The sequence below is a fragment of the Paenibacillus sp. JT22N7 genome (assembly GCF_059383875.1).
The window spans coordinates 126,352-146,908 of the sequence record NZ_JBXENY010000006.1; the positions used below are offsets into that span (position 1 = coordinate 126,352).

The following is a 20,557-nucleotide window of genomic DNA, read 5'->3' on the forward strand; positions in this document are numbered from 1 at the left end:
CCAGTCCAAGCTTTTCATTCCGCTCCGCTTTTTCACCACGCTTCTAAAACCTCAAGAATATAGCGGCACTAGCTTTACGCCGCTTTCTCTACCTTTTTCTTCACCTGACGCAGCAATAGCAGCATCGACAGCATCGCTTTTTTGCCGCCCTCGAAACGGGTCAGCACAGCTAGCAGCCCCGATAGCACGCTGCCTCTTGCCGTCCAATTTTGTTCGAGGCTGAGCTGCACGAGCCGCTTCGCTTTATCCATGTCCCGCTCATTCACAATGGCGGAAACGCCGAGATTAAACAGCTTGAGCGCCAGGCGCTTCGATCTTTTCAGAAAAAATAGGGCGTGCACGCCGTAGCGGTCAATCAGGTCGCGCCCTTCGCGAATACGAAGCTCGGCGCACTGTCTGCCCAGTTCAGCAAGATATTGCTGCACCATCATTTTTTCAACGGAGCCGCTTACGCCGTCAGGTAATGTGTATCTGCGATACAGCAGCTTCTCGACAAGCGCAAACTCCGTGACGAGCCCCATCCGCAGCCATAAATCGTAATCCTGCGTGAACTTGAACAGCTCGCGGTAGCCGCCCGCCTGCTCGTAAGCATCGCGGCGGAACATAACCTCGCCGTGGGTGTAGAAGTTATTTTGCAGCAGCTGATCGATGCCCTTAATGCCCTGCTTGTACTTGTTATAGATCGTCGTTGTATTCGTCACCTTGTTGACGTTCTCGACGATACAGCCTACGACGCCGACATCTGGCCTGCTTTGAAGCACCTTTACCTGCTCCTCAATACGCTGCGGGAACGAAATATCGCCGGAGCCGTGAATGGCTACAACCTCTCCCCTGCTCTGCTTCACCGCTTCAATGACCGAACGGGTGAAGCCGCGATTGCTGTGGCTGATCAGCCGAATGCGCGGATCTTGAAAAGCTTCCAGCGCCTGCAGCGTGCCGTCCGTCGAACCGTCATCGACCAAAATTATTTCCGTATTCGCATACGTTTGGTCAAGCAGGCTTTGAATCGACTCCTTCACTTGATTGACCCGGTTGTAATACACCGTGATGATCGATACCAGCATGTCCTCACCTCCGTTATTTCGGGCCCTTTAGCGGCTTCGCAGCTTCATGAAACGAAGGCCGATCGAGCCGATTTTACTTTTGATTTGCGCCCAGTCCTCTTTGTTCAAAATTAAAAGCCTGGACAAGCTAATGGATTCACGCCGTGCGTAAAAAATAATAAAAGCAACGCCCGCATACATGTAGCTAATGCTGGACGAAATCGATGCCCCTACCGCGCCGTATTTGGGAACGAGAATGAAATTGAGCACGACATTCATAATGAGCGCAATAACCGATACCCGCAGCGAGAACAGCGGCGCGCCTCTGCCCGACAGGTCGGAATGGATCAGCTTGAACAGCACCATCGCGATGATGCCCGGCAGCAAGTAGCGGATAACCTGTCCCGATTCGGCAAAATCTGCTCCATATAGCAGACGAATAAATAGCGGCGACATGAACCAGAAGAAGACGCCGAATACGAGAAGCACAGGCATAATGACGCGTATCAGCTTCGCTGTCCGTTCGACCGCCGCCTGACTGCTGCTTGAGCTTGCGCTGCGTGAAAATAAAATGAGCCCAATGGCAGCTGGCAGCTGCCAGATCAGCTCGGCGAGATTCGTGCCAACCGAATAGATGCCGACCTCGATGACATTCGTGAACCGCTCCAAAATAATGACGTCCACCCGGTAATTAAGCTGAATAATGAACAGCGCAAGCGCAAAGGAAAAGCCCTGCCGCATCATCTGCTGCGGAATGGGGTGAATATATTTGAACTTGAATTTCACTTCGCCAAGCAGCAGTTTCATAGAGTAGCCTAGCGTGAACGCCGCCATCAGCAGCTGTGTCAGCGCCGCTCCGAGAACGCCCATGCCAAGCGCCCAGACGAGAATAAGCAAAATGATGAAATTAAGTGCCGTCTTAATAATTTCCACCTTATTAATGCTGCCAATATTGCCTTTGCCCTGCATAATGCCGCGTAAATATTGAATCGCTAGATTGACTGGCACGGTCAGTGTACAAATGACAAGCAGCTCCCAGCTGTACTCTCCTCCATACTGGAGCAGCAAAATGCCCATCACGACAGCCACGCTGAGGGAGGATGAGATTAACCACATGAATAATAAGGTCGATACAATATCGTTATAGTTAAATAATTTTTTACCGATGAGATAAGCAGCCGCCTGCCGGATGCCAAGATCGGCGATCGTCACAACGAGCGTAGGGATGACGAGTATGGCCGTTATCATCCCCTTGCCTTCAGGACCCAGCAGTCTGGCTGTCAGTACCGAAACGATAAAAGCTCCGAATAATACAAGCAGCCGGGTGCCGATCGTTGTTAAAATCTGAAACAGCATGCTAGTGGTTCACCTTCATGATCTGCGCGCCCAGCGCTGTGAAAATTTCAGTGAAGTTGCCGTAGCCCCGCTCCAGCTGGTACAAATTCGTAATCCGGCTTGTCCCAACAGCCGCCAGCGCAGCAACCGCAACCGCCGCTCCGCCGCGAATATCGGTGGCAACCAGATCGGTGCCATACAGCTCATCTACGCCATGAATGACAGCTGTCTGTCCCGCTGCCCCATTGACGCAAAGGAAGCCGCCATCCTTCACCTCGATGTTTGCGCCCAGCTTGTTCAGCTCGTAGCAGTAGGAGAAGCGTCCGTCGAGAATCGTCTCCTTCAGCTCGCTCGTTCCACTTGCATTCATCATCAATACGGTATGCAGCGGTTGAATATCGGTATGGAAGCCCGGATAAGCAGCCGTCGTGACGTTCACCGCTTCCAGTGGACGATTCCATTCCACATAAATGCCATTGTCGATTTCTTCTATTTTCAGGCCCGCCTGCCGCCATACGGCTACTTCGGACTCCAGAATGCGGGTCGTTGCATTGCGAATCGTTGCCGAGCCTTTCGTCGCACCGACCGCTGAAATAATCGTCGAGGCGATAATGCGGTCGCTCATTACCGTAAAGTCTGCACGGTGAAGACGCGCTACGCCTGTAATTTGCAGGCTGTTCGAAGACAGCCATTCAATATTTGCCCCCATATCGTTCAGCAGCTTGATGACGTCCAGCACCTCAGGATTGCGGGCCGCGTTATGCAGCTCAACAACCGCATTCGAACGAACGGAAGCGAATAGAACGTTCAGCGTGCCGCCAAAGGTTGGATACGGGAACGTAATGACCGTCCGCTCCTTCGGCTGGCTTTCGCGCAAGTGAAGCCCGAGCTCGCTCTCCTCCATCGCAAAGCCAAGCTCCTGCAGCGCGCTTACGTGCATGTCATGCTTGCGGCTGCCAATGTTGCAGCCGCCCGGCAGCGGCAGGAATAGCGAGCTGCGCCAGTGCGCTGCCGCTCCAAGCAGCAGCAGGGAGTGGCGGATTTTGCCCGCCAGCTCCGCATTCAGCGTGCCGCCCATCCACGCGCTGCCCTTGCAGTGAAGCTCGTCGCCTTTAATCTCGACGTTTGCGCCGGAGTCGTTCAACAGCTTGATGAGCTTCGCTACGTCATTCAGCTCAAGCGGCACATTATGCAGCACGACCTCCTCATCGGAGAGGCAGGCAGCCACAATAGCGGGCAGCGCCGAGTTTTTGGCACCGGGAAGCGACACTTCACCTGAAAGGGGATAACCTCCCTCAATTAATAAATAAGGCTCTGAAATCCTTTTTGTGCCGAGCACTCTTGAATGAGCTTGTACCATATGCTTTCTCTCCCTTTTTAAAGGGGGCAGAAAAAGGAACATCGCTGCGCGAAAAGGCTAGTTTCCGACCGCTGTTGCAACTTCATTTATTGGATCAACCGCTCTAGCGGTATAAATCATGCTGCAAAAATCGGACGTTCCACTTCTCCAACCAGCCTTTTCACTCCGCTCGCCTTTTTCCTCACCCTTTTGTTTTTTATTTATACGAACAGCACTTCGGGCTCCATAAGGATGCCGAGCTGCTTGGCTACTGTCGTTTGCATCAGCTCAATGAGCCGCTTTACGTCGCTGGCTGTGGCACTGCCTTGATTAATAATCCAGTTCGCGTGCACCGTACTAATCTGTGCGCCGCCAATAACAAAGCCCTTCAGTCCGACCTCTTCGATCAGTCTGCCGGGATGCGGGCCTTCGGGAGGGCTTTTGAAGGTGCTGCCCACTGTTTTGACATTGATGGGGAACTTGCCCTTGCGGATGTCCGCCGCCCGCTTCGTCGCTTCCATCACCTGCGCGGGATCGCTTGCCGCCTCAGCCCGGAAACGCGCGCTCACAATAATGTGGCGCCGATCCAGAAACCAGCTCCGGCGGAAGGAAAACTGCAGCTCCTCGGCGCTGCTCGTAATCACCTCGCCCGTGTCGCTGACATGCGTGACGCTGCTGACGACATCGCCGATTTCCTTGCCGATGCAGCCAGCATTCATAACGAGCCCCCCGCCTACGCTGCCGGGAATGCCTGCCATAAAATCGAATCCGGCGATGCCTTCATTCGCCATGGAATACGCCAGCCTTGGCAGCGCTACGCCCGCTTCCGCATACAGCTCGCCGCCTTGAAGGCCATATTCCTTCATGCCTTTGCCGACATGCATGACGATACCGTCAAAGCCCTCGTCACCCACAAGCACATTCGAGCCATTGCCGATAATGAGCAGCTTCCAGCCGAAACGCTCGCAAATCGCCGTTACAAAACGAATGTCCTCCACGCTTTTCGGAATGACGTAATAACGGCAAGGGCCGCCCACGCTCATCGTCGTAATGCGGCTTAGCGGAACATTAGCTTCGTGCACAATATGTTCGAACAAGCTCCTCCACTCCTCTATCTTCGTCTTTATCGATACTAAGCTTTGCTGCCCACGCTTCGAGCGGCTTTACTAGTTGTGCTGCTTCTTGGTGAAACGGCTGCGTCCAGCGCCGCTTCTCCTGGCAAGTTCGCTGCCCGCAGCGCCTCAGGTGCGCCTGCGCCTTTGATATGCGCATCCACGACGGCGAGCATCGTATCAATACGCGACTCCCAGTCATGCTTTTTCGCTTCGGCAACACGATCCAGGATTAACTGCTCGTAATTGTCTAGCAGCCCCTCATTCAACGCCAGCCCCAGCTGTTTGTCGAAGGCATCAGCATCTGCGGCAACATAGCAGTAGGAATAGTAATCCCTGACCGCTGGCAGCGGCGTCATGACAACCGGCTTGCCTGCTGATAAATATTCAAAAAATTTCATCGGAAACATATTCGTCGTGTATTCGTTAATGACGTTAGGCAGCAGGCAGGCATCGAAGCCTTTCAAATAACCCGGCAGCTCGCTATACGGCTTCGGCCCGATCAAATGAATGTTCGGCGTCTGGCCAAGCCGATCTGCATCGGTCCATGGGTCGCCCTCTCCCACCTGTCCAATGAACACAAAATGCACATGAGGGTTGCGGGACGCGACCGTTTCGATTAATGCCAAATCCAGCTTGTAGCCGCTTATAGCACCAATGAAGCCGACCTTGGGACCCTTCATCCGCAAAAGCTCCGCAGGAATGGCCGTGTCTGGCGACAACGCCTTGTTAAAATGATTGAATTCCGCTACATTCGGGCTGTAATAAGTGCTTTCGTTGATCGCCTTGCGCGTCTCATACAGATTGGGTGCCGTAGCAAAAACAACATCGACATCCTCCACCAGCCGCGCTTCCTGCTCCTTAATAATTTGCTCGGGCATGCCGGGCTGCGCGGAAATTTCGTCTACGCAGTGGTAAACCGACAGCTGCTCGCTCATATTCAGCAGCGGCTGCGTCAGCGGATTGTATGTCCACAGCACGTAATCCTCCATCCCAAGCTTCCGGGCGAAATGCTTCACATACTGCCGGACAATAAAAAAGTTCAGCTTCCGAACGAAGCTGAACCGCTGATAAGGGATGACGACTGGCGACCATACCCATAGATTTGTTTTTTTGTGCTGCAGCCCGCTAAAAAATTGACTGAGCCGCTTTATAATGCGCTTAATATCCTTGCCATTGCTTGACGGCTTGCGAAGGCCAAGCGAATTCAGATACAGCACCTGATGTCCGCGGCCCGCGAGCCTGTCGGCAATATGCTGCTTATTCGTCCAGAAGGGGTTATCCCAATCGGCGGTTGACACAATAATAAATGGCTTAGACATGCTGCTTCTCTCCAATATATTGTTTATAGAGCTGCTCCAGCTTCTCCGTCTGCAAGCGCAGATCGAACTGCTGCTCAACAAAGGCGCGGCCATTTTGTCCAATGGCTGCGCGCAGCGGCTGGCTGGTTACGAGCATATCGAGCTTTTCTTCCAGCTGGGCGGCGCTGCGCTCCTCTACCAAATAGCCGGTTTTGCCATTTTGCACTGCGTCCTTAATGCCGCCGCTGCTGGTGGCAACAACGGGAAGTCCCGTTCCGGAAGCTTCCAAAATGACCATGCCGAGCCCTTCCTGATCGCCATCCTTCGCTGTTACGCTTGGCAAGCAGAAAATATCCGAATCGCTGAGCCGCTTCAGCACCTCATGGTGGGGAATGCTGCCGAGGAACGTAATTCGCCCGCTCCCAGCTCCCGATGCAGCAAGCTCAGTCAGTGCCTGCCTCAGCGGCCCGTCTCCGGCAATGACGAGGCGCACATGCTCGCGCCGGGCTGCCAATCGGTGGAACGCTTCAATTAAATAAGCGATGCCCTTCTTCTCGGTCAGCCGGCCAACGGTCATAATCGTAATCGTGTCACGATCCGGTGCTTCCCGATAAAAAACTTTAGCCAAATCGATGCCGATATAATGGATTTTGATTTTTTGTTCAGGTACGCCATGCGCCATCAGCTTCTGCTTAATATGGTTTGAAACGGCAAGGAACAACGTTGTGTCCCGTACAAGCCGCTTAAACTTCATATAGTAGACGAGCCAGGAAAGCGGCCCAGGCATCAGCTTCGGCAGCCGTGTAATATCGTACCCGTGAAACGTAGCGAACAGCGGAATGCCGCGCTCCTTGCAGACGGGAACCGCATAGACCGCATCTACCCCGAAGTGGGCATGCACAAGCTCAATCTCGCGCTGCTCAACGATTCGGTTAATATGGCGCGTGGAGGTAACGGTCAGCGTGTAAAGCAGCTTCGTCAGCTTCTTCTGAAGCGATGATCCTGCCGCGCCAACAATGGTGTTGATGCTCCATTGATTAGGGAATTTATCGCGATTCGCGACTTCCCGGGTAATGACCTCCACCTGCACATTCCGATATTGATTCAACTGCTCATAAATAAACGTTTCCGATGCAGGCAAAAAGGTATTTCTCAGTACGCCAATCCTCATCATTTTCCTCCAACTTCTGCCGTCTGCGGCATCAAAGCCCGCTCCTGAATCACTTGCCCATCGCCGCTGCCCGCCAGATTTTCGCTCTGGCTTCTGCTATCGTTGCTGCTTCGCTCTTCCTCGCTATCCTCGCGCTGCTCGTACAAGATAAGCCCCGCAAGAAAGAAGAACACAGAAGCGACCCGCAGATCATGCAGGAAAAAGTTATCAAACATTCCCTGCACGATAACGAATAACGCTGCTCCTATTACACAGCTATCGAGTGCCGAGCCTGTGCGATAATAAAGGCAAATGCCGCGCCATAAAATGCCGAACAGCAGCAAAATGAGGGCAATCAGTCCAAACAGGCCGCTCCACGTCCACATAATGACAAACAAGTTATGCGGCGGATACTTGCTGCTAAAGCCGACCGTCGCTGCGTAAAATGGAAAAATCCGCTCCCAGCCGCCATAGCCAAGGCCCAGCAGCGGATGCTCGGCAAAGTTTTGGAAGGTGAACTTCCAAATATAAGCCCGGGGATCGCCTTCGATCGCATCGGCATTCAGCCTGCTCGTCAAATTCGTAATAATATCGCCCGTCACGACAAAAGGAATGATCGCTGCCGGTATGACGATCAGCAGCGACAGCTTGAACAGCTTTTGCACGCGGAACCGGATGCACACATAAGCCAGCACCACAATGCCAAGCGCGAGAACGCCAGCGCGTGATTGCGTCGCCAGCATAGCGCCTAAATAAATGAAGCAGATGCCGAGCTGCAGCAGGCCGCCCTTGCGAAGCAGCAGCGACAGTGCAATACAAAGCATCATCCCGAAAAAAACCGAAGCCACATTCGTATTAACGAACAACGTTCCCGCCTTAAAGGGGTCCAAAATGTTAGCTTTAATATCTACATTAATTAACGCCGCCAGCGTATTCGGCTCGATCAGGAAGCTCGCGATTTTCGACCTTAAAAATTGCAGCTCCTGATCAGGAACAATAATAAAATAAATGTTCAGCAGGCCAATCGGCAAATACACATGCTGGATGCCGCGAAGCGTCTGTTCAACGGAAAGCCCGCGAGCCCGGTAATAGTAGCCCGCCAGCAAAGCGAGCAAACCTATGATGGAATAAGCAATCAGCTTAAAGCCGAGCACCCGGTCCGGGGCATAAATAATGCCCACCGCCATCGCGATAAGCAAGGCAACATAATAACGAACAAGCCGCTGTGTGCGAAAATAATGCATCAGCTTTCCTTGCGAAGCCGAGCGCAGCAAAAGTATAACGAGCACGAGGCTCGACAGCGTCACCGAAACCGCAAGCGGCAAATACAACTGGTAGGCCAGCAGCGCAGGAATGACGACATAATAAATGGCGTCTTTCCTAATCGCGACATAAGCGAGCGCTCCAGCAGCAACGAACAGCAGCACGTAAACATGCTGTACGGAAGCGAGGCATATAACGCCCAGAGACAGCAGCATCGCGGCATAAAGCGCCAGCTTGTTCGGCAAACGGGCAAGCATCGAGCTAGGCCTGCACTTTCATCGGGTTAAACCGTTCATTGAAGCTACCGCTGACGATGCTGGAAATGTGGTACAGAAACGCCTCCACCGAAAACTGCTGTGCATTTTGGCGGCAGTTCGCATCCGTCATCATCCAGGACAGCAGCTCAAACTGCCGTACCGCATCAATGACCGATTCCGCATCCTGCTTCTCAAAGAACAAACCGGTTGGATTGTTCTCGCCCAGCCCTTTGACGATATCCTGGGCACCACCCTTGCCGTAAGCAATAACCGGCGTTCCCGCTGCCTGAGCCTCCACCATGCTAATGCCGAAGTCCTCTTCACCTGCGAAAATAAAAGCTTTAGCCTGCTGCATATGCTTAAGCAGCACGGCATTCGGCTGGTAGCCGAGCAGCTTGACGTTCGGCGTTGCCAGCTGCTTCAGCGTCTTCATCTCCGGGCCGTCGCCGATGACGATCAGCTCCTTGTCCGGCATTTTGGCAAAAGCCTCGACAACGAGATCAATCCGCTTATACGGCACAAGCCGCGAGGCAGTAAAATAATACTCTTTCCGATCCTGATTGGAGTGATTGCCGAACGCCTTCACTTCAACCGGCGGATACACAACCTGTGCCTGGCGGCGATAAATTTTGTGAATGCGCCGGGCGATGTAGGACGAGTTCGCAAGAAACACATCTACGCCGTTCGCTGTCCGCACATCCCACATGCGAATTTGGTGCAGCAGCAGCTTGGATACGAGCTGCTTCAGCTTGCCCAGCTCGCTTAAATATTGATGCTGCAAATCCCAGGCATAACGGATCGGCGTATGCACATAGGAAATATGAATTTGATCAGGGCCCGTAATAATGCCTTTCGCGACCGCATGCGAGCTGGATATGATGACATCATAGCCGGATAAGTCAAACTGCTCGACCGCCAGCGGCATAAAAGGAAGATACGTTTTGTACATTTTTTTCGCAAAAGGCAGCTGCTGAATAAAAGTTGTAATCGGCTTTTTTCCCTTCAGCATATGGCGGTCCTTTTCTTCCAGAAAATCAATTACACAGAACAGGTCCGCGTCAGGGTAAATATTCAGCAGTTGTTCTACTACCTTCTCTGAACCTGCATAGGTTACCAGCCATTCATGAACGATAGCCACTCTCATAGGGCAACTCCTTCTTCGTGCGTAGTGTCTTATGGCATATAGGGGAAAGCTGCGTGAAAAGGTTGGTCTCCGGCCGCTGTTGCAGCTTCATTTTTTGAATAAACCGCCTTTGCGGTAAAATGAAGCTGCAAAAATCGGACGCTACCGCTCCTCCAACCAACCTTTTCACTCCGCTAATCCTTTTTGCCATTTTTTGATTTCAATAAGCGCCTTTGCGCAGCAGCACGATAATGACCGTGCGATACAATATTTTCAGATCCAGCCATACGGACTGGTTGTAGACGTAGAACAGCTCAAGATCGACGCGCTCAGGATACCCGACGTCGCTGCGGCCGCTTACTTGCCAATAGCCGGTTACTCCCGGCTTGACCGATAGGAAGGGGACCGCCTTCTCTCCATATTCCTTCAGCTCGTCACGCACGATTGGGCGCGGTCCCACCAGGCTCATCTCGCCTTTCAGCACATTGATGAGCTGGGGGAGCTCGTCCAGGCTCGTTTTGCGCAGGAAGCTGCCGATTTTCGTGACGCGCGGGTCTTCGGATGGATCAAGCTTGTAGCTGTTGTCGATATATTTTTTGTACAATACCGGGTCGGCGCTCAGCCGCTGCTCGGCATCATGCAGCATAGAGCGAAACTTGATGATGCTGAACGTATTGCCCTTATGTCCAATCCGCTTCTGCTTGAAAAAAACCGTGCCCTTCGGATCGCTGATCTTAATCAGCAAAGCGACTAGCATGAACACCGGAAGCAGAAAAATAATGCCCGCGAGCGAGCATAAGACATCAATGATCCGCTTCGCTGCGGCTTGCAGCGAGAGAGTCAGCGTGCGGGCTTCCGATTTGTATTGTGGCCGATTTACACTCATACGCTATCCCTCCTCAGTGCTTTGAGCTGGCTAGCCTGCTGCTGCTCAACAATTTCCTCAAGTGCCGTCATGAGCGGAAGCTTAAGCTCCTTATTGCGCAGGGCGAAATCAATCGTCGTTAAAATAAAGCCAAGCTTTTCTCCGACATCGTAACGTTTGCCTTCAAAATCATAAGCAAAAACGCCTTCGCTTTCATTCAGCTTTTGAATCGCATCGGTTAATTGAATCTCATCGCCTGCGCCCTTCTCCTGCAGCTCCAGAAAATCAAAAATTTCCGGCGTCAGCACGTAACGGCCCATAATCGCCAAATTGGACGGGGCATGTCCCGGCTTCGGCTTCTCGACGAAACGGTTAACCTGTACGAGCCGGCTGCCTTCTACATCCATCCCTACCGGATCGACAATGCCGTAACGCTGCGTCTGATCGACGGAAACGGTCTGAACGCCGATGACCGATTTGCCCGTCGCATCATATTGTTCAATGAGCTGCCTTGTGCAAGGCACCTCGGATTCGACGATGTCATCGCCGAGCAAAACAGCGAATGGCTCATTGCCGATAAATTTACGGGCGCACCATACAGCATGTCCCAGCCCTTTTGCTTCTTTTTGACGAATATAATGGATTGTTACATTGGAGGAACGCTGCACGGCTTGCAGCAGCTCCAGCTTGCCTTTCTCAATCAACGTGTGCTCCAGTTCAAATGCGATATCAAAATGGTCCTCAATAGCTCGCTTCCCTTTACCTGTTACGATAATAATGTCTTCGATACCGGATGCGATGGCTTCCTCGACGATGTATTGAATCGTCGGCTTGTCGACAATCGGCAGCATCTCCTTCGGCATTGCTTTCGTTGCAGGCAAGAAGCGCGTTCCAAGTCCAGCTGCAGGAATAATTGCTTTTGTCACTTTTTTCATCATCCATCACCCTATCCTTCTTCGTTTTTTTTCTTTAATTGGAAGCAGTTCATGGGAGTTAAAAGTTCCAGCTATACTCTCGTGTGCCTTGCTCCTCTCCTATACATGATCGTATAGCTCGAACTTCTAAATGCTTTCACTCCTTTTCGCCCGTTTTTCTGCACGTAATAGTGTGGAGGAGCTCGGTGAAAGGGGATCGGCGCTGCGCTTGCCCCTTTCACCTAAACTCCTCACTAAATTAAAGGGCATCTAACCCCTCCTCACCCCACACCACCGACGCTCTACGTCTAAGGCCGTTCGCGGCCCACAGCATGATCGAGTGCCTCCAGTGATATAGGTGCAGGAGACATTACCTTTAAAAACGTTAATTCTCTTTACTTGTGGTTTAAAAAAATGGTGATGAAAATGGCGAAGCGGAATGAAAGGCTTGAGCTGGAGAAGCGTAGCGTTCGCTTTTACCCTTGCGTCCCCCCCTATTAGGGGCTATTTCGAGGAATGCAAGGGTAATGGCGATCGGAAGCCAAGCCTTTCATGCAGTGGAGCTTTTTTCATTCACGCTTTTAATCATCCGATAAAGAGATTACAACTACTCAAAATGAAACCTCACACTCATTGGTAGTAATATAAATACCCTTCCGAGCTGCTCCGCTTGATTTTATTGAGCACTACCCCTAAAATCCTCGCTTTCACATGCTCCAGGCTCGCCTTCGCTTTGATGGCGACCTCCTTCTTGACTGTGCCGGAATCGATGACGAGGACGACGCCGTCGGACTTGGATGCTACGATTTGCGCATCCGTCACGACCATGATCGGCGGGGTATCGACAATGATAATGTCGTAATGCTCCTTCATTTTTTCCAGTAGCTGGTCCATTCGCTTGGATGCCAGCATCTCTGACGGGTTCGGCGGAACTGGTCCTGCCGGTAAAATGCTGAGCCCGCTCACCGAGGTGGCTTGAATCGCGGTCTCCCATTCCTTCTGATTGCTCAGCACCGAGGTTAGGCCAATTTGATTGGATACCCGGAACAGCTGATGCTGCGTCGGCTTGCGCATATCGGCGTCAATCAACAGCACCCTCTTGTTCGACTGCGCATAAGTGACAGCAATGTTGGCCGAGGTTGTGCTTTTGCCTTCATTCATCTTCGTGGAGGTGACCATCAGGGTACGAATTTCTTCCTCCAAATTGGAGAAATCAATATTCGTTCTAAGGATGCGGTAAGCCTCCGATATCGGCGACTTCGGGTTCGTTTCCGTAATGAGCGGCCAATTAGGTTTCGTACGTGACATTATTTTTCCCCCTCATCGGTCGGTCTATGGAATTGTCCTTGTGCTTGCCTAGATCAACCTCGCGAATTTTCGGAATGAGCGACAGCGTCGGCAAGCCAAGCACCGCCTGAATGTCCTCCTCCGTCTTAATCGTATCGTCGAGATAATCGAGCAGCAGCGCGAATCCAATGCCTACCAGCATAGAGAGTGCAATCGCAATCGCAATATTCATCGTCGGCTTAGGCGACACAGGAGGCGGTGTGAGCGTATGATCGGCTTCGTACAAAATCGACACATTATCAACCTGCATCAAGCTCGGCAGCTCCTGCATGAACACCTCCGATACCGCATTCGCAATGTTCGCGGCCCGGCTGTAAGAGGAATCCTTTGCAGTGACGGACATCACCTGCGTGTCGTTGACTGAGGTTACGCTAATCCGTTCAATCAGCTCGCCTGTCGTAAGGCCAAGCTCAGGATACTTCTGGGCAACCTTGCCCATCACCCTCGGCGTTCTTATAATTTCCTTGTACGTCTTCACCAGTTGAATGTTGGAGTTGATCGTGCTTAGATCCAGCTTGGCGATAATATCGTTTTGACTGCCTGTCTGATTAACGATCAGCTTGGTCGACGCCTCATATTCCGGCTGTTGAAAATAATAAGAATAGATGCCTGTGGCGATCCCTGCCATGCAGACGAGCGCTGTTATCAACCAGATTCTTTTCTTCACAACGTGCCAATATTGTTTTAATTCCAATGCGTATACCTCCATAAAAAATTATTCAAAACGCGACCTATTGGGTAAAAAAAAGAGGTACCTACCATTTTCGCCGCCCAGCTGCCCGGCCCTTTTAAGCAACTTTCAGCATCGGGCAGGCAGCCATTTTACACCTTTCTCTATGATTCGACAGTTTTATCCTTTTGCGAAAATACTCAATATGAGCTTTTTCGACTTGATTATATTCATAAAGAATAACTTTTTCAAGGTGTTTTGAAAATTAGTTTTCTGAATTTTCAAAACATTCATTTAAAATATTAGGAAAGGATCTGATTTTCCCCATCCTTTCTCTATATTTCAACGCGAAACAGTAGCTTTGCCACCAGAGGACGGCTTTCGGCTGTTTACGCTTGCATAGAGGCCCTTTTCGAGAGTCTGTTCTCCGACAAAAACTGTTGGAACGAACCACCCTCAAGGACATGATCCATCATATCTTCAAACGTGCCATTAATTCCTTTTTTACGCAGCAGCAGCGTCAGCAACTCGGCTAAATCAATACGAGGCCTTGCCTCGGAAGGCACATAACGCTGCTCTTCATAATCGAATACCATTTCCTGCTTCATTGGATATTGCGCCATAAGCAGCCATTCCGTCAGGCTTCTTCCTGCGGTTCTCCCTGGTTCGGGCGCAAACATTGGATCGTCAGCAAGCTTTTTGAAAAAGGCCTTCGCTTTCAGAGAGCGCTGCTTCTGCTGCACAAGCTCGTGGAGATCATCAGCGATTTGATCGGGCTGCTCTCCCACAACGCCGTAATCATTCACCCGTCTGAGTGATTGTTGATTCGTTACCATCCTAATCCCTCCACACTTTTTTTTGAAAATATAAGCAGGCAACCTATCCAATGCGCTCTTTTTAGTATGTCGTATATTATGCGTATTGAATAAGTATAAAAGAAGAAAACCGAAAAGAGTGTCAGTTTGTGTCGAATTAAATAAATTGATCATTTAGCCCATTAACTACCCCACGCGTCCTATATCCAAATTCAGTAAATTGTTGAGGTATTGTATAACCGTGCTTTATTGTCTACAAAAGGCCACTTTCAGCATAGGTACAGCGGTTAAGCTGCATCAGGCAAAATGAGAACTTTATTGCGCTTTTTAGACGCAACAAACAGACGTTGATTCGCTAACGGCAGGCGGAGCGGCATGTCAGTTTATTTTATAGGCGCCATGCGGCATGACGGCGTTTTGGCCTTCGCTTTATTTTCAGAAAAATGAACAAAAAAACGCTTGCGCTCTGAACGAATGTTCTAAGCTTTGCAAGCGTTCTAATGTTTCAATAATCTATCCCGAATTGTCTGATTCAATAGCCGCATAAGGCTAGTTAATTAGCTTTAATATTAACCAAATTAAGAGGATCCAGAAGGGCAGCGCGAGAAGAATACCGTTTAATATGCCGACTTTTAGGCTTCCTTTGCGAAAGAACATTGTATGCCGCCTCCTTCTATTATACTGTATAGTTTTATTATACCCCATTCCTTTCCTCCTATACCGATCCAATCAGCATGCGTGACTATTTGGAAACTTTAGGTAGTCATTAAGGGGATAGGCGTATGGGCCTCTTGACTCATTATGCTAAAACGGCGCTTTTTTGTCATCCTATCAGGGAGGAGACGCACCGAAAACTTTGTTCCCTATTTTACAAAAAAATAAAGCTTCCTTCTCGCTTCTTCTATTCTAGTGTCCACCTCTGCGACTATAGCTGTTTGAAAGATAGGAATTTAGGGTATATGCTTATGGGCCAAACGGCTCATTATGCTATAAATATTGGAATTGCATGTATGGAAAATAGTAGAATAGTTAGGACGATAAAAACTAAAATCCTTCTATAATAAAGGAGAATCCGATGAGCAACGAACAAGAGTATCGCTTTCAAGTTAATTTAAGCGGAATGATTAATATACTTTCCAACCATTTATATAGCAGCCCTAATGTTTATTTGCGCGAGCTTCTGCAAAATGCGACGGATGCTATTACAGCACGAGGACAGCTTGAGCCTGGTTTTACCGGAAATGTGACGGTAGAAATTTCAGGCAGCGGCAGTGGAGCGACGATGACGGTTGAAGACAACGGCGTAGGGCTGACCGAGGAGGATATTCATCAGTTTCTAGCGATGATCGGACATTCCTCCAAGGTTGGTCAAGATTTTATTGCAAAAGAAACCTCGTTTATCGGCCGCTTCGGCATCGGTCTGCTGTCCTGCTTTATGGTCAGCGACGAAATTGTCGTTCTTACCCAATCGGTGAAGGGCGGGCCATCCATGGAATGGCGCGGCAAGCCGGACGGAACGTATACGATCCGCCAGCTGAGCACCCAGCTGGCACCGGGAACGAAAATTTATTTGCGCTGCAAGCCAGATAGCGAGCCTTATTACGAGCCGCAAATGGTTGAGGATTTACTATTCTATTATGGCGCTCTGCTGCCCTATCCGGTTAGGCTGCATGCAAATGGAGACGCGAAGACGATTAACGAGTCGCGACCTGACTGGATTTTGCAGCCGGAGCTGGCGCGCGGCCGTCGCCGCGAGGTGCTTGCCTTCGGCGAAAAGCTGCTGGGCGAGCCGCTGCAGGATTTCATCCCGCTCCAAACAGCGAATGGCCGTACGGGCGGAATCGCCTTTATTTTGCCGCATAGTGTGAATCTGAATGCCCGCCGTTCCCATAAAGTATATCTGAAGCAAATGCTTGTCTCCGATAAAGCCGAAAATATTTTGCCGGAATGGGCGTTTTTCGTCAAATGCCTCATCTGGACAGATGAGCTTCAGCCGACGGCATCACGCGAGCATTTCTATGAGGATGAACGGCTGGAATCGGTGCGCGAGGAGCTTGGACAATCGATCCGCAATGAGCTTATGCGCATAGGCGAATATGAGCCTGACCGCTTGCAGCGCATCATTCAGCTGCATGCTTTGTCGATGAAGGCACTCGCTGCGCAGGATGAGGATTTCCTGCAAACCATTTACCGCTGGATTACATTTGAAAGCACCTACGGAGAACGAACATTTGGCGAGCTGATGGCCGATAATAAAAAAATATTTTACACGTTATCTGTTGATGAATACCGTCAAATTACCCATGTGGCCGCAGCACAATCGATGCTCGTCCTCAATGGCGGCTATATTTATAACCATGAATTGCTTGAGCGCTTGTCGATCCTTCTTCCTGAGCTGGATATGGAAAGGCTGCTGCCGGAAGATGTATCGCTGTCCTTCGAGGACTTAACGAATGAGGAGCGCAATCAATTTTACGAGCGAATTCGCCTTGCAGATGGGGCATTGCAGCGCTTCCGCTGTCAAATTCAGCTCAAACGTTTTGCTCCAGCAGAGCTTCCTGCCCTTTATACGCTGTCGAAGGAATCATCGTCGCTGCGCTCCTTGGAGAAAGCGAAGGAAAACAGCTCGGACCTGCTCGCTTCCGTACTCGGCAACCTTGGCGCGAGCTTTACGGAATCGGCGTATTCGACGCTTTATTTTAACTTAAACAATCCGCTCGTCCAGAAAATTTTCACCAGTGCCGACAACCAAATGTTCACAACCGCTGCCCAAATGCTGTATACGAATGCTTTGCTGATGGGTCATTATCCGATGACGCGCCAGGAGCTTGGTGTACTGGGCCAAGGCATGGTTAAATTTATCGACTGGGGACTATCGTCGAACGCTTAAATGCTAGATGCAGAAGGAGGAACATGAATGGAACTCGATTTTGAAGATTTAATGGATCAGGCCTACGATCTGCCCCCTGGCGCAGCTAAGCTTGAGGTGCTGGAGGCTGCCGTGAGAATCGCAGATGCAGAGGGCGATATCGATAACGCCTTTGAGGCGAGAGGCGAAATTGTGGAGACGGCTATTTTTCACGGTTACCCGCTCAAAGCGATTATCGCTTTCTCTTGGCAGCTGGGACAATCTGACCATCAACCCGATCATTACGATAGCAGCGATTTAATGTGGTCCTACAAATGGATCGTCGGCAACATTTCGAATTTCCCGGAAATCCCGATGCCGCAAATTCAGGAGCTGCTGGAGGATTTGGGCAAACGCTATAAGGAGCATGGCTACAGCCGCCGCACTTATTTGTATTACCGCTCTCGCCTTGCCTTAAGCCATGGAAAGCTGAATGAAGCCAAGGATTTTCTCGAGCAGATGGTGAAGGTCGATCGGGACTATATGACTGACTGTATCGCCTGCGAGCAAAATCATATCGTGGAGCTTTACGCGCAATTGGGCGAAGATGAACAAGCTTTAAAGGCGGCAGAGCCGATTTTATCCGGCAAAATGAAATGCGCTGAGGTTCCTCATATTACACTGCCGCACCTGCTTTCGCCTTTGCTGCGTCAAGGCTCGCCAGAAGAAGCCCAAAAGCTTCATACGAAAGGCTATCGACTGGTCAAAGGCAAGCGCGATCTGCTCGCTAGCGTCGCACAGCATATTCATTATTTGACGGATGTGAATCCGGCGAAGGCGGTAGAGGCCGTCGAGCTGCATTTGGCATTTATCCTTGACCATGAGAATCCTTATGAGGTCATGCGATTTAATCTGTTCACAGCACGGCTGCTAAAGAAGCTAATTAGCGAGGGAGCTGAAGTAAAGCTGCGTCTGCCAGCCTCCTTCCTCGCGTTGCATGAAGATACAAGTCTGCCCGCGCTTGCTGCGCACTTTGAAGCACTCGCGCTATCGGCAGCAAAACGTTTTGATGCTCGCAATGGCAATGATTATTATAGTAATAATGCCGCGAGCTTGCTCGTTTAACTCGCCTGATGAGGCCTCTTGGCGCTTCTATTGCCATGTATTTAACAAATAAACAGAGGAGCATCTATGGAAATGGATTTTGAGGATTTAATGAACCAGGCGTATGACCTCCCTCCCGGCGCTGCCCAGCTCGAGGTGCTGGAGGCTGCCGTTCGGCTCGCAGATGCCGAGGGTGATATCGAAAATGGTTTTTATGCGCGCCACCAAATCGTGAAAACTGCTGGATTTCATGGCTTCCCGCTGAAGGCGATTATCGCCTTCTCCTGGCAGCTAGGCCAATATGATCAAAACCCTGAGGAATATGATGGCAGAAGCTTGTTATGGCGATATAAATGGATCATCGGCACCATTTCGAATTTCCCAGAAATTCCAATGTCGCAAATTCAGGAGCTGCTGGAGGATTTGGGCAAGCGTTATAAGGAGCATGGCTACAGCAATCGCACTTATTTATATTTCCGTTCCCGGCTCGCCCTTGACCATGGCAAGCTTGATGAAGCCAAAGATTATCTCCAGCAATTTATGAAAGCATTTCGGGACCATATGAGCGATTGCATCGCCTGTGAGCAGCATTATATTGTCATGCTATATTCAAGACTGGGCGAGGATGAGCAAGCATTAAAGGCAGCGGAGCCGATTTTATCAGGGAACATGAAATGTGCTGAGGTACCTCATATTACGCTGCCGGAGCTGCTCCTGCCTATGCAGCGCCTAAACCTCCATGAGGAAGCGAAAAAAGCGCATACGAAAGGCTATCGCCTCGTCAAAGGCAAACGCGATCTGCTGGAAAGCGTCGCCCAGCATATTGAATATTTGACGGCAACCAAGCCAGCTAAAGCGATTGAGGCTGTAGAGCTGCATTTGGCTTTCGCACTTGATCATGAGAACCCTTATGAAGTGATGCTGTTTAATCTATGTACGGCACGCCTGCTGAAGAAACTGGTTCAAGAAGGATCGAATGTGATGCTTCGGCTTCCCGCCTCCTTTCTTGCGGCGCATGAAGATACCAGCCTTCCAGCGCTCGCCGCTTATTTTGAAAACCTCGCCACTGCGGCGGCACAACGTTATGATGCACGCAATGGCAATGACTTTTATAGTAAAAAGGTAGCCGATAAGCTGCTCTTATAAGGTGTCTGGCGAAGCTGCCTAGTGCACAATAAGTGTGAAACTTATAATGCTTATATTTCAAAAAAATCCCCGCAAGCGGACACTTTTTCAAGTGATCGGCTTGCGGGGATTTGTATTTGTGGACGGTTTGTCTTACATTGCTTTGGTCAACGTAATGGAATGATCGGCTTTGCCCCAATGTACGTTCCAGCCAAGCAGTTCCGTAATGAAGCGAAGCGGCACGACCGTCCTGTTGTCGGAGTTGACAAATACTTTAGCGCCTACGGATTTTTTCATGCCGTTTACTTCCATGAAGTCTTTGTTCATCCAAAATTTCAGTGTGTCGCTGCCTGCTTTGATCGTAACCAGCTGCGCTTTTTTATCCCATTTCACGTCAGCGCCAATGCCTTCGCTCAGGTAGCGAAGCGGAATATAAGTCATGCCGCTCCAGATGAATGGCTCTGTATACACCGGCTGAGTATTCGTCCAAGACGATCCATTCGTTGTGAAGTAAGCCTTCCCTTCTTCATTTGCTGAGTTAATAATGGCGCCATAATCTCCTACGGCTATATAAACATTGTTTCCGTAAGCAGCGTCTTTGATTGCGCCTGCGGGCAAATCCTCCCAGCTCTTCGTTGTAAATGTATCCGGCGCAGGAGCTGCATAAATGGAAGGGGGACTAACTTGAAGCATGATGAGTAAAGCGAGCATAAAAATTCCTATTCGTGGCCATATCGATGCAGGCCATGCATCCCGCCGGATTCACACTCCTCTATGCTTCATTTATACTCTCTCTGATGACGCCACCCAGCAGCTTCTAAGCTATAAAGGAGTCAGGAAATTTCTAGCTGCAATTAAATTCGACAAATTACAACATATTACTCCAATAAAAAGACGGATTACGACCTAAATTTTTATCGAAATGTGTCGAATCTTCAATCGGCCG

General features: G+C 50.3%; 17 protein-coding genes. 3 read left to right on the top strand and 14 right to left on the bottom strand.

The genetic code is table 11. The features are described 5' to 3' along the window. Positions 1 to 74 precede the first annotated feature (74 nt). The 13 genes from AC50Y5_RS17645 to AC50Y5_RS17705 all read right to left on the bottom strand — a co-directional run bounded on the left by AC50Y5_RS17645 (position 75) and on the right by AC50Y5_RS17705 (position 14,555). On the bottom strand, positions 75 to 1,064 hold the full coding sequence (locus AC50Y5_RS17645) for a glycosyltransferase (protein WP_056033773.1): 990 nt from the start codon (positions 1,062 to 1,064) through the stop codon (positions 75 to 77). Positions 1,065 to 1,091: 27 nt separating this feature from the next. Beyond that, complete coding sequence (locus AC50Y5_RS17650) at positions 1,092 to 2,399, bottom strand: oligosaccharide flippase family protein (protein ID WP_494862485.1); 1,308 nt, start codon at positions 2,397 to 2,399, stop codon at positions 1,092 to 1,094. 1 nt (position 2,400) lies between these two features. Beyond that, positions 2,401 to 3,738 (bottom strand): UDP-N-acetylglucosamine 1-carboxyvinyltransferase, encoded by a 1,338-nt coding sequence (locus tag AC50Y5_RS17655; protein WP_056033766.1) that lies wholly within the window; start codon positions 3,736 to 3,738, stop codon positions 2,401 to 2,403. A 200-nt stretch (positions 3,739 to 3,938) separates the two neighbouring features. Then, complete coding sequence (murB, locus tag AC50Y5_RS17660) at positions 3,939 to 4,814, bottom strand: UDP-N-acetylmuramate dehydrogenase (protein ID WP_494862488.1); 876 nt, start codon at positions 4,812 to 4,814, stop codon at positions 3,939 to 3,941. A gap of 35 nt (positions 4,815 to 4,849) precedes the next feature. Further along, entirely contained in the window at positions 4,850 to 6,151 is a 1,302-nt protein-coding gene (locus tag AC50Y5_RS17665; RefSeq protein WP_494862490.1) for a glycosyltransferase, read from the bottom strand. Next, positions 6,144 to 7,304, bottom strand: a complete 1,161-nt coding sequence (locus tag AC50Y5_RS17670; RefSeq protein ID WP_081418744.1) for a glycosyltransferase — start codon at positions 7,302 to 7,304, stop codon at positions 6,144 to 6,146. Before AC50Y5_RS17670 ends, AC50Y5_RS17665 begins: the two co-directional genes overlap by 8 nt. Then, a complete protein-coding gene (locus tag AC50Y5_RS17675) occupies positions 7,301 to 8,800 on the bottom strand; it encodes an O-antigen ligase family protein (RefSeq protein WP_056033755.1) in 1,500 nt (499 codons plus the stop codon). Before AC50Y5_RS17675 ends, AC50Y5_RS17670 begins: the two co-directional genes overlap by 4 nt. 4 nt (positions 8,801 to 8,804) lie before the next feature. After that, a complete protein-coding gene (locus AC50Y5_RS17680) occupies positions 8,805 to 9,944 on the bottom strand; it encodes a glycosyltransferase family 4 protein (protein ID WP_046233572.1) in 1,140 nt (379 codons plus the stop codon). 199 nt (positions 9,945 to 10,143) lie between these two features. Then, positions 10,144 to 10,809, bottom strand: coding sequence for a sugar transferase (locus AC50Y5_RS17685; protein ID WP_494862493.1), 666 nt, complete (start codon positions 10,807 to 10,809; stop codon positions 10,144 to 10,146). Further along, positions 10,806 to 11,723, bottom strand: coding sequence for a UTP--glucose-1-phosphate uridylyltransferase GalU (gene galU, locus AC50Y5_RS17690; RefSeq protein WP_056033922.1), 918 nt, complete (start codon positions 11,721 to 11,723; stop codon positions 10,806 to 10,808). The genes AC50Y5_RS17685 and galU overlap by 4 nt, the downstream gene beginning before the upstream one ends. 609 nt (positions 11,724 to 12,332) lie before the next feature. Further along, positions 12,333 to 13,010, bottom strand: coding sequence for a CpsD/CapB family tyrosine-protein kinase (locus AC50Y5_RS17695; RefSeq protein ID WP_056033748.1), 678 nt, complete (start codon positions 13,008 to 13,010; stop codon positions 12,333 to 12,335). Then, positions 12,991 to 13,743 (bottom strand): YveK family protein, encoded by a 753-nt coding sequence (locus AC50Y5_RS17700; protein ID WP_494862495.1) that lies wholly within the window; start codon positions 13,741 to 13,743, stop codon positions 12,991 to 12,993. Before AC50Y5_RS17700 ends, AC50Y5_RS17695 begins: the two co-directional genes overlap by 20 nt. A 365-nt stretch (positions 13,744 to 14,108) precedes the next feature. Continuing rightward, positions 14,109 to 14,555, bottom strand: coding sequence for a hypothetical protein (locus AC50Y5_RS17705; RefSeq protein ID WP_494862497.1), 447 nt, complete (start codon positions 14,553 to 14,555; stop codon positions 14,109 to 14,111). A gap of 1,054 nt (positions 14,556 to 15,609) precedes the next feature. Between AC50Y5_RS17705 and AC50Y5_RS17710 the strand changes: the two genes are divergently transcribed. From AC50Y5_RS17710 to AC50Y5_RS17720, 3 genes are all read left to right on the top strand, one after another. Further along, positions 15,610 to 17,424, top strand: a complete 1,815-nt coding sequence (locus tag AC50Y5_RS17710; protein ID WP_494862499.1) for an HSP90 family protein — start codon at positions 15,610 to 15,612, stop codon at positions 17,422 to 17,424. Positions 17,425 to 17,451: 27 nt separating this feature from the next. Further along, a complete protein-coding gene (locus tag AC50Y5_RS17715) occupies positions 17,452 to 18,507 on the top strand; it encodes a hypothetical protein (RefSeq protein ID WP_494862501.1) in 1,056 nt (351 codons plus the stop codon). Positions 18,508 to 18,579: 72 nt separating this feature from the next. Next, the gene (locus AC50Y5_RS17720; RefSeq protein ID WP_235533120.1) at positions 18,580 to 19,632 is read left to right on the top strand and encodes a hypothetical protein; all 1,053 of its coding nucleotides are present in this window, start codon (positions 18,580 to 18,582) and stop codon (positions 19,630 to 19,632) included. Between the two features lie 132 nt (positions 19,633 to 19,764). On the opposite strand, the gene AC50Y5_RS17725 is transcribed toward AC50Y5_RS17720, so the two are convergent. Then, a complete protein-coding gene (locus AC50Y5_RS17725) occupies positions 19,765 to 20,322 on the bottom strand; it encodes a stalk domain-containing protein (RefSeq protein WP_494862504.1) in 558 nt (185 codons plus the stop codon). Positions 20,323 to 20,557 lie beyond the last annotated feature (235 nt).

Coding starts and splice junctions, on each gene's coding strand:
- AC50Y5_RS17645 (WP_056033773.1), bottom strand. CDS start 1,064: ATGCTGGTATCGATCATCACGGTGTATTACAACCGGGTCAATCAAGTG.
- AC50Y5_RS17650 (WP_494862485.1), bottom strand. CDS start 2,399: ATGCTGTTTCAGATTTTAACAACGATCGGCACCCGGCTGCTTGTATTA.
- AC50Y5_RS17655 (WP_056033766.1), bottom strand. CDS start 3,738: ATGGTACAAGCTCATTCAAGAGTGCTCGGCACAAAAAGGATTTCAGAG.
- AC50Y5_RS17665 (WP_494862490.1), bottom strand. CDS start 6,151: ATGTCTAAGCCATTTATTATTGTGTCAACCGCCGATTGGGATAACCCC.
- AC50Y5_RS17670 (WP_081418744.1), bottom strand. CDS start 7,304: ATGATGAGGATTGGCGTACTGAGAAATACCTTTTTGCCTGCATCGGAA.
- AC50Y5_RS17675 (WP_056033755.1), bottom strand. CDS start 8,800: ATGCTTGCCCGTTTGCCGAACAAGCTGGCGCTTTATGCCGCGATGCTG.
- AC50Y5_RS17680 (WP_046233572.1), bottom strand. CDS start 9,944: ATGAGAGTGGCTATCGTTCATGAATGGCTGGTAACCTATGCAGGTTCA.
- AC50Y5_RS17685 (WP_494862493.1), bottom strand. CDS start 10,809: ATGAGTGTAAATCGGCCACAATACAAATCGGAAGCCCGCACGCTGACT.
- galU (WP_056033922.1), bottom strand. CDS start 11,723: ATGAAAAAAGTGACAAAAGCAATTATTCCTGCAGCTGGACTTGGAACG.
- AC50Y5_RS17695 (WP_056033748.1), bottom strand. CDS start 13,010: ATGTCACGTACGAAACCTAATTGGCCGCTCATTACGGAAACGAACCCG.
- AC50Y5_RS17705 (WP_494862497.1), bottom strand. CDS start 14,555: ATGGTAACGAATCAACAATCACTCAGACGGGTGAATGATTACGGCGTT.
- AC50Y5_RS17710 (WP_494862499.1), top strand. CDS start 15,610: ATGAGCAACGAACAAGAGTATCGCTTTCAAGTTAATTTAAGCGGAATG.
- AC50Y5_RS17715 (WP_494862501.1), top strand. CDS start 17,452: ATGGAACTCGATTTTGAAGATTTAATGGATCAGGCCTACGATCTGCCC.
- AC50Y5_RS17720 (WP_235533120.1), top strand. CDS start 18,580: ATGGATTTTGAGGATTTAATGAACCAGGCGTATGACCTCCCTCCCGGC.
- AC50Y5_RS17725 (WP_494862504.1), bottom strand. CDS start 20,322: ATGCTCGCTTTACTCATCATGCTTCAAGTTAGTCCCCCTTCCATTTAT.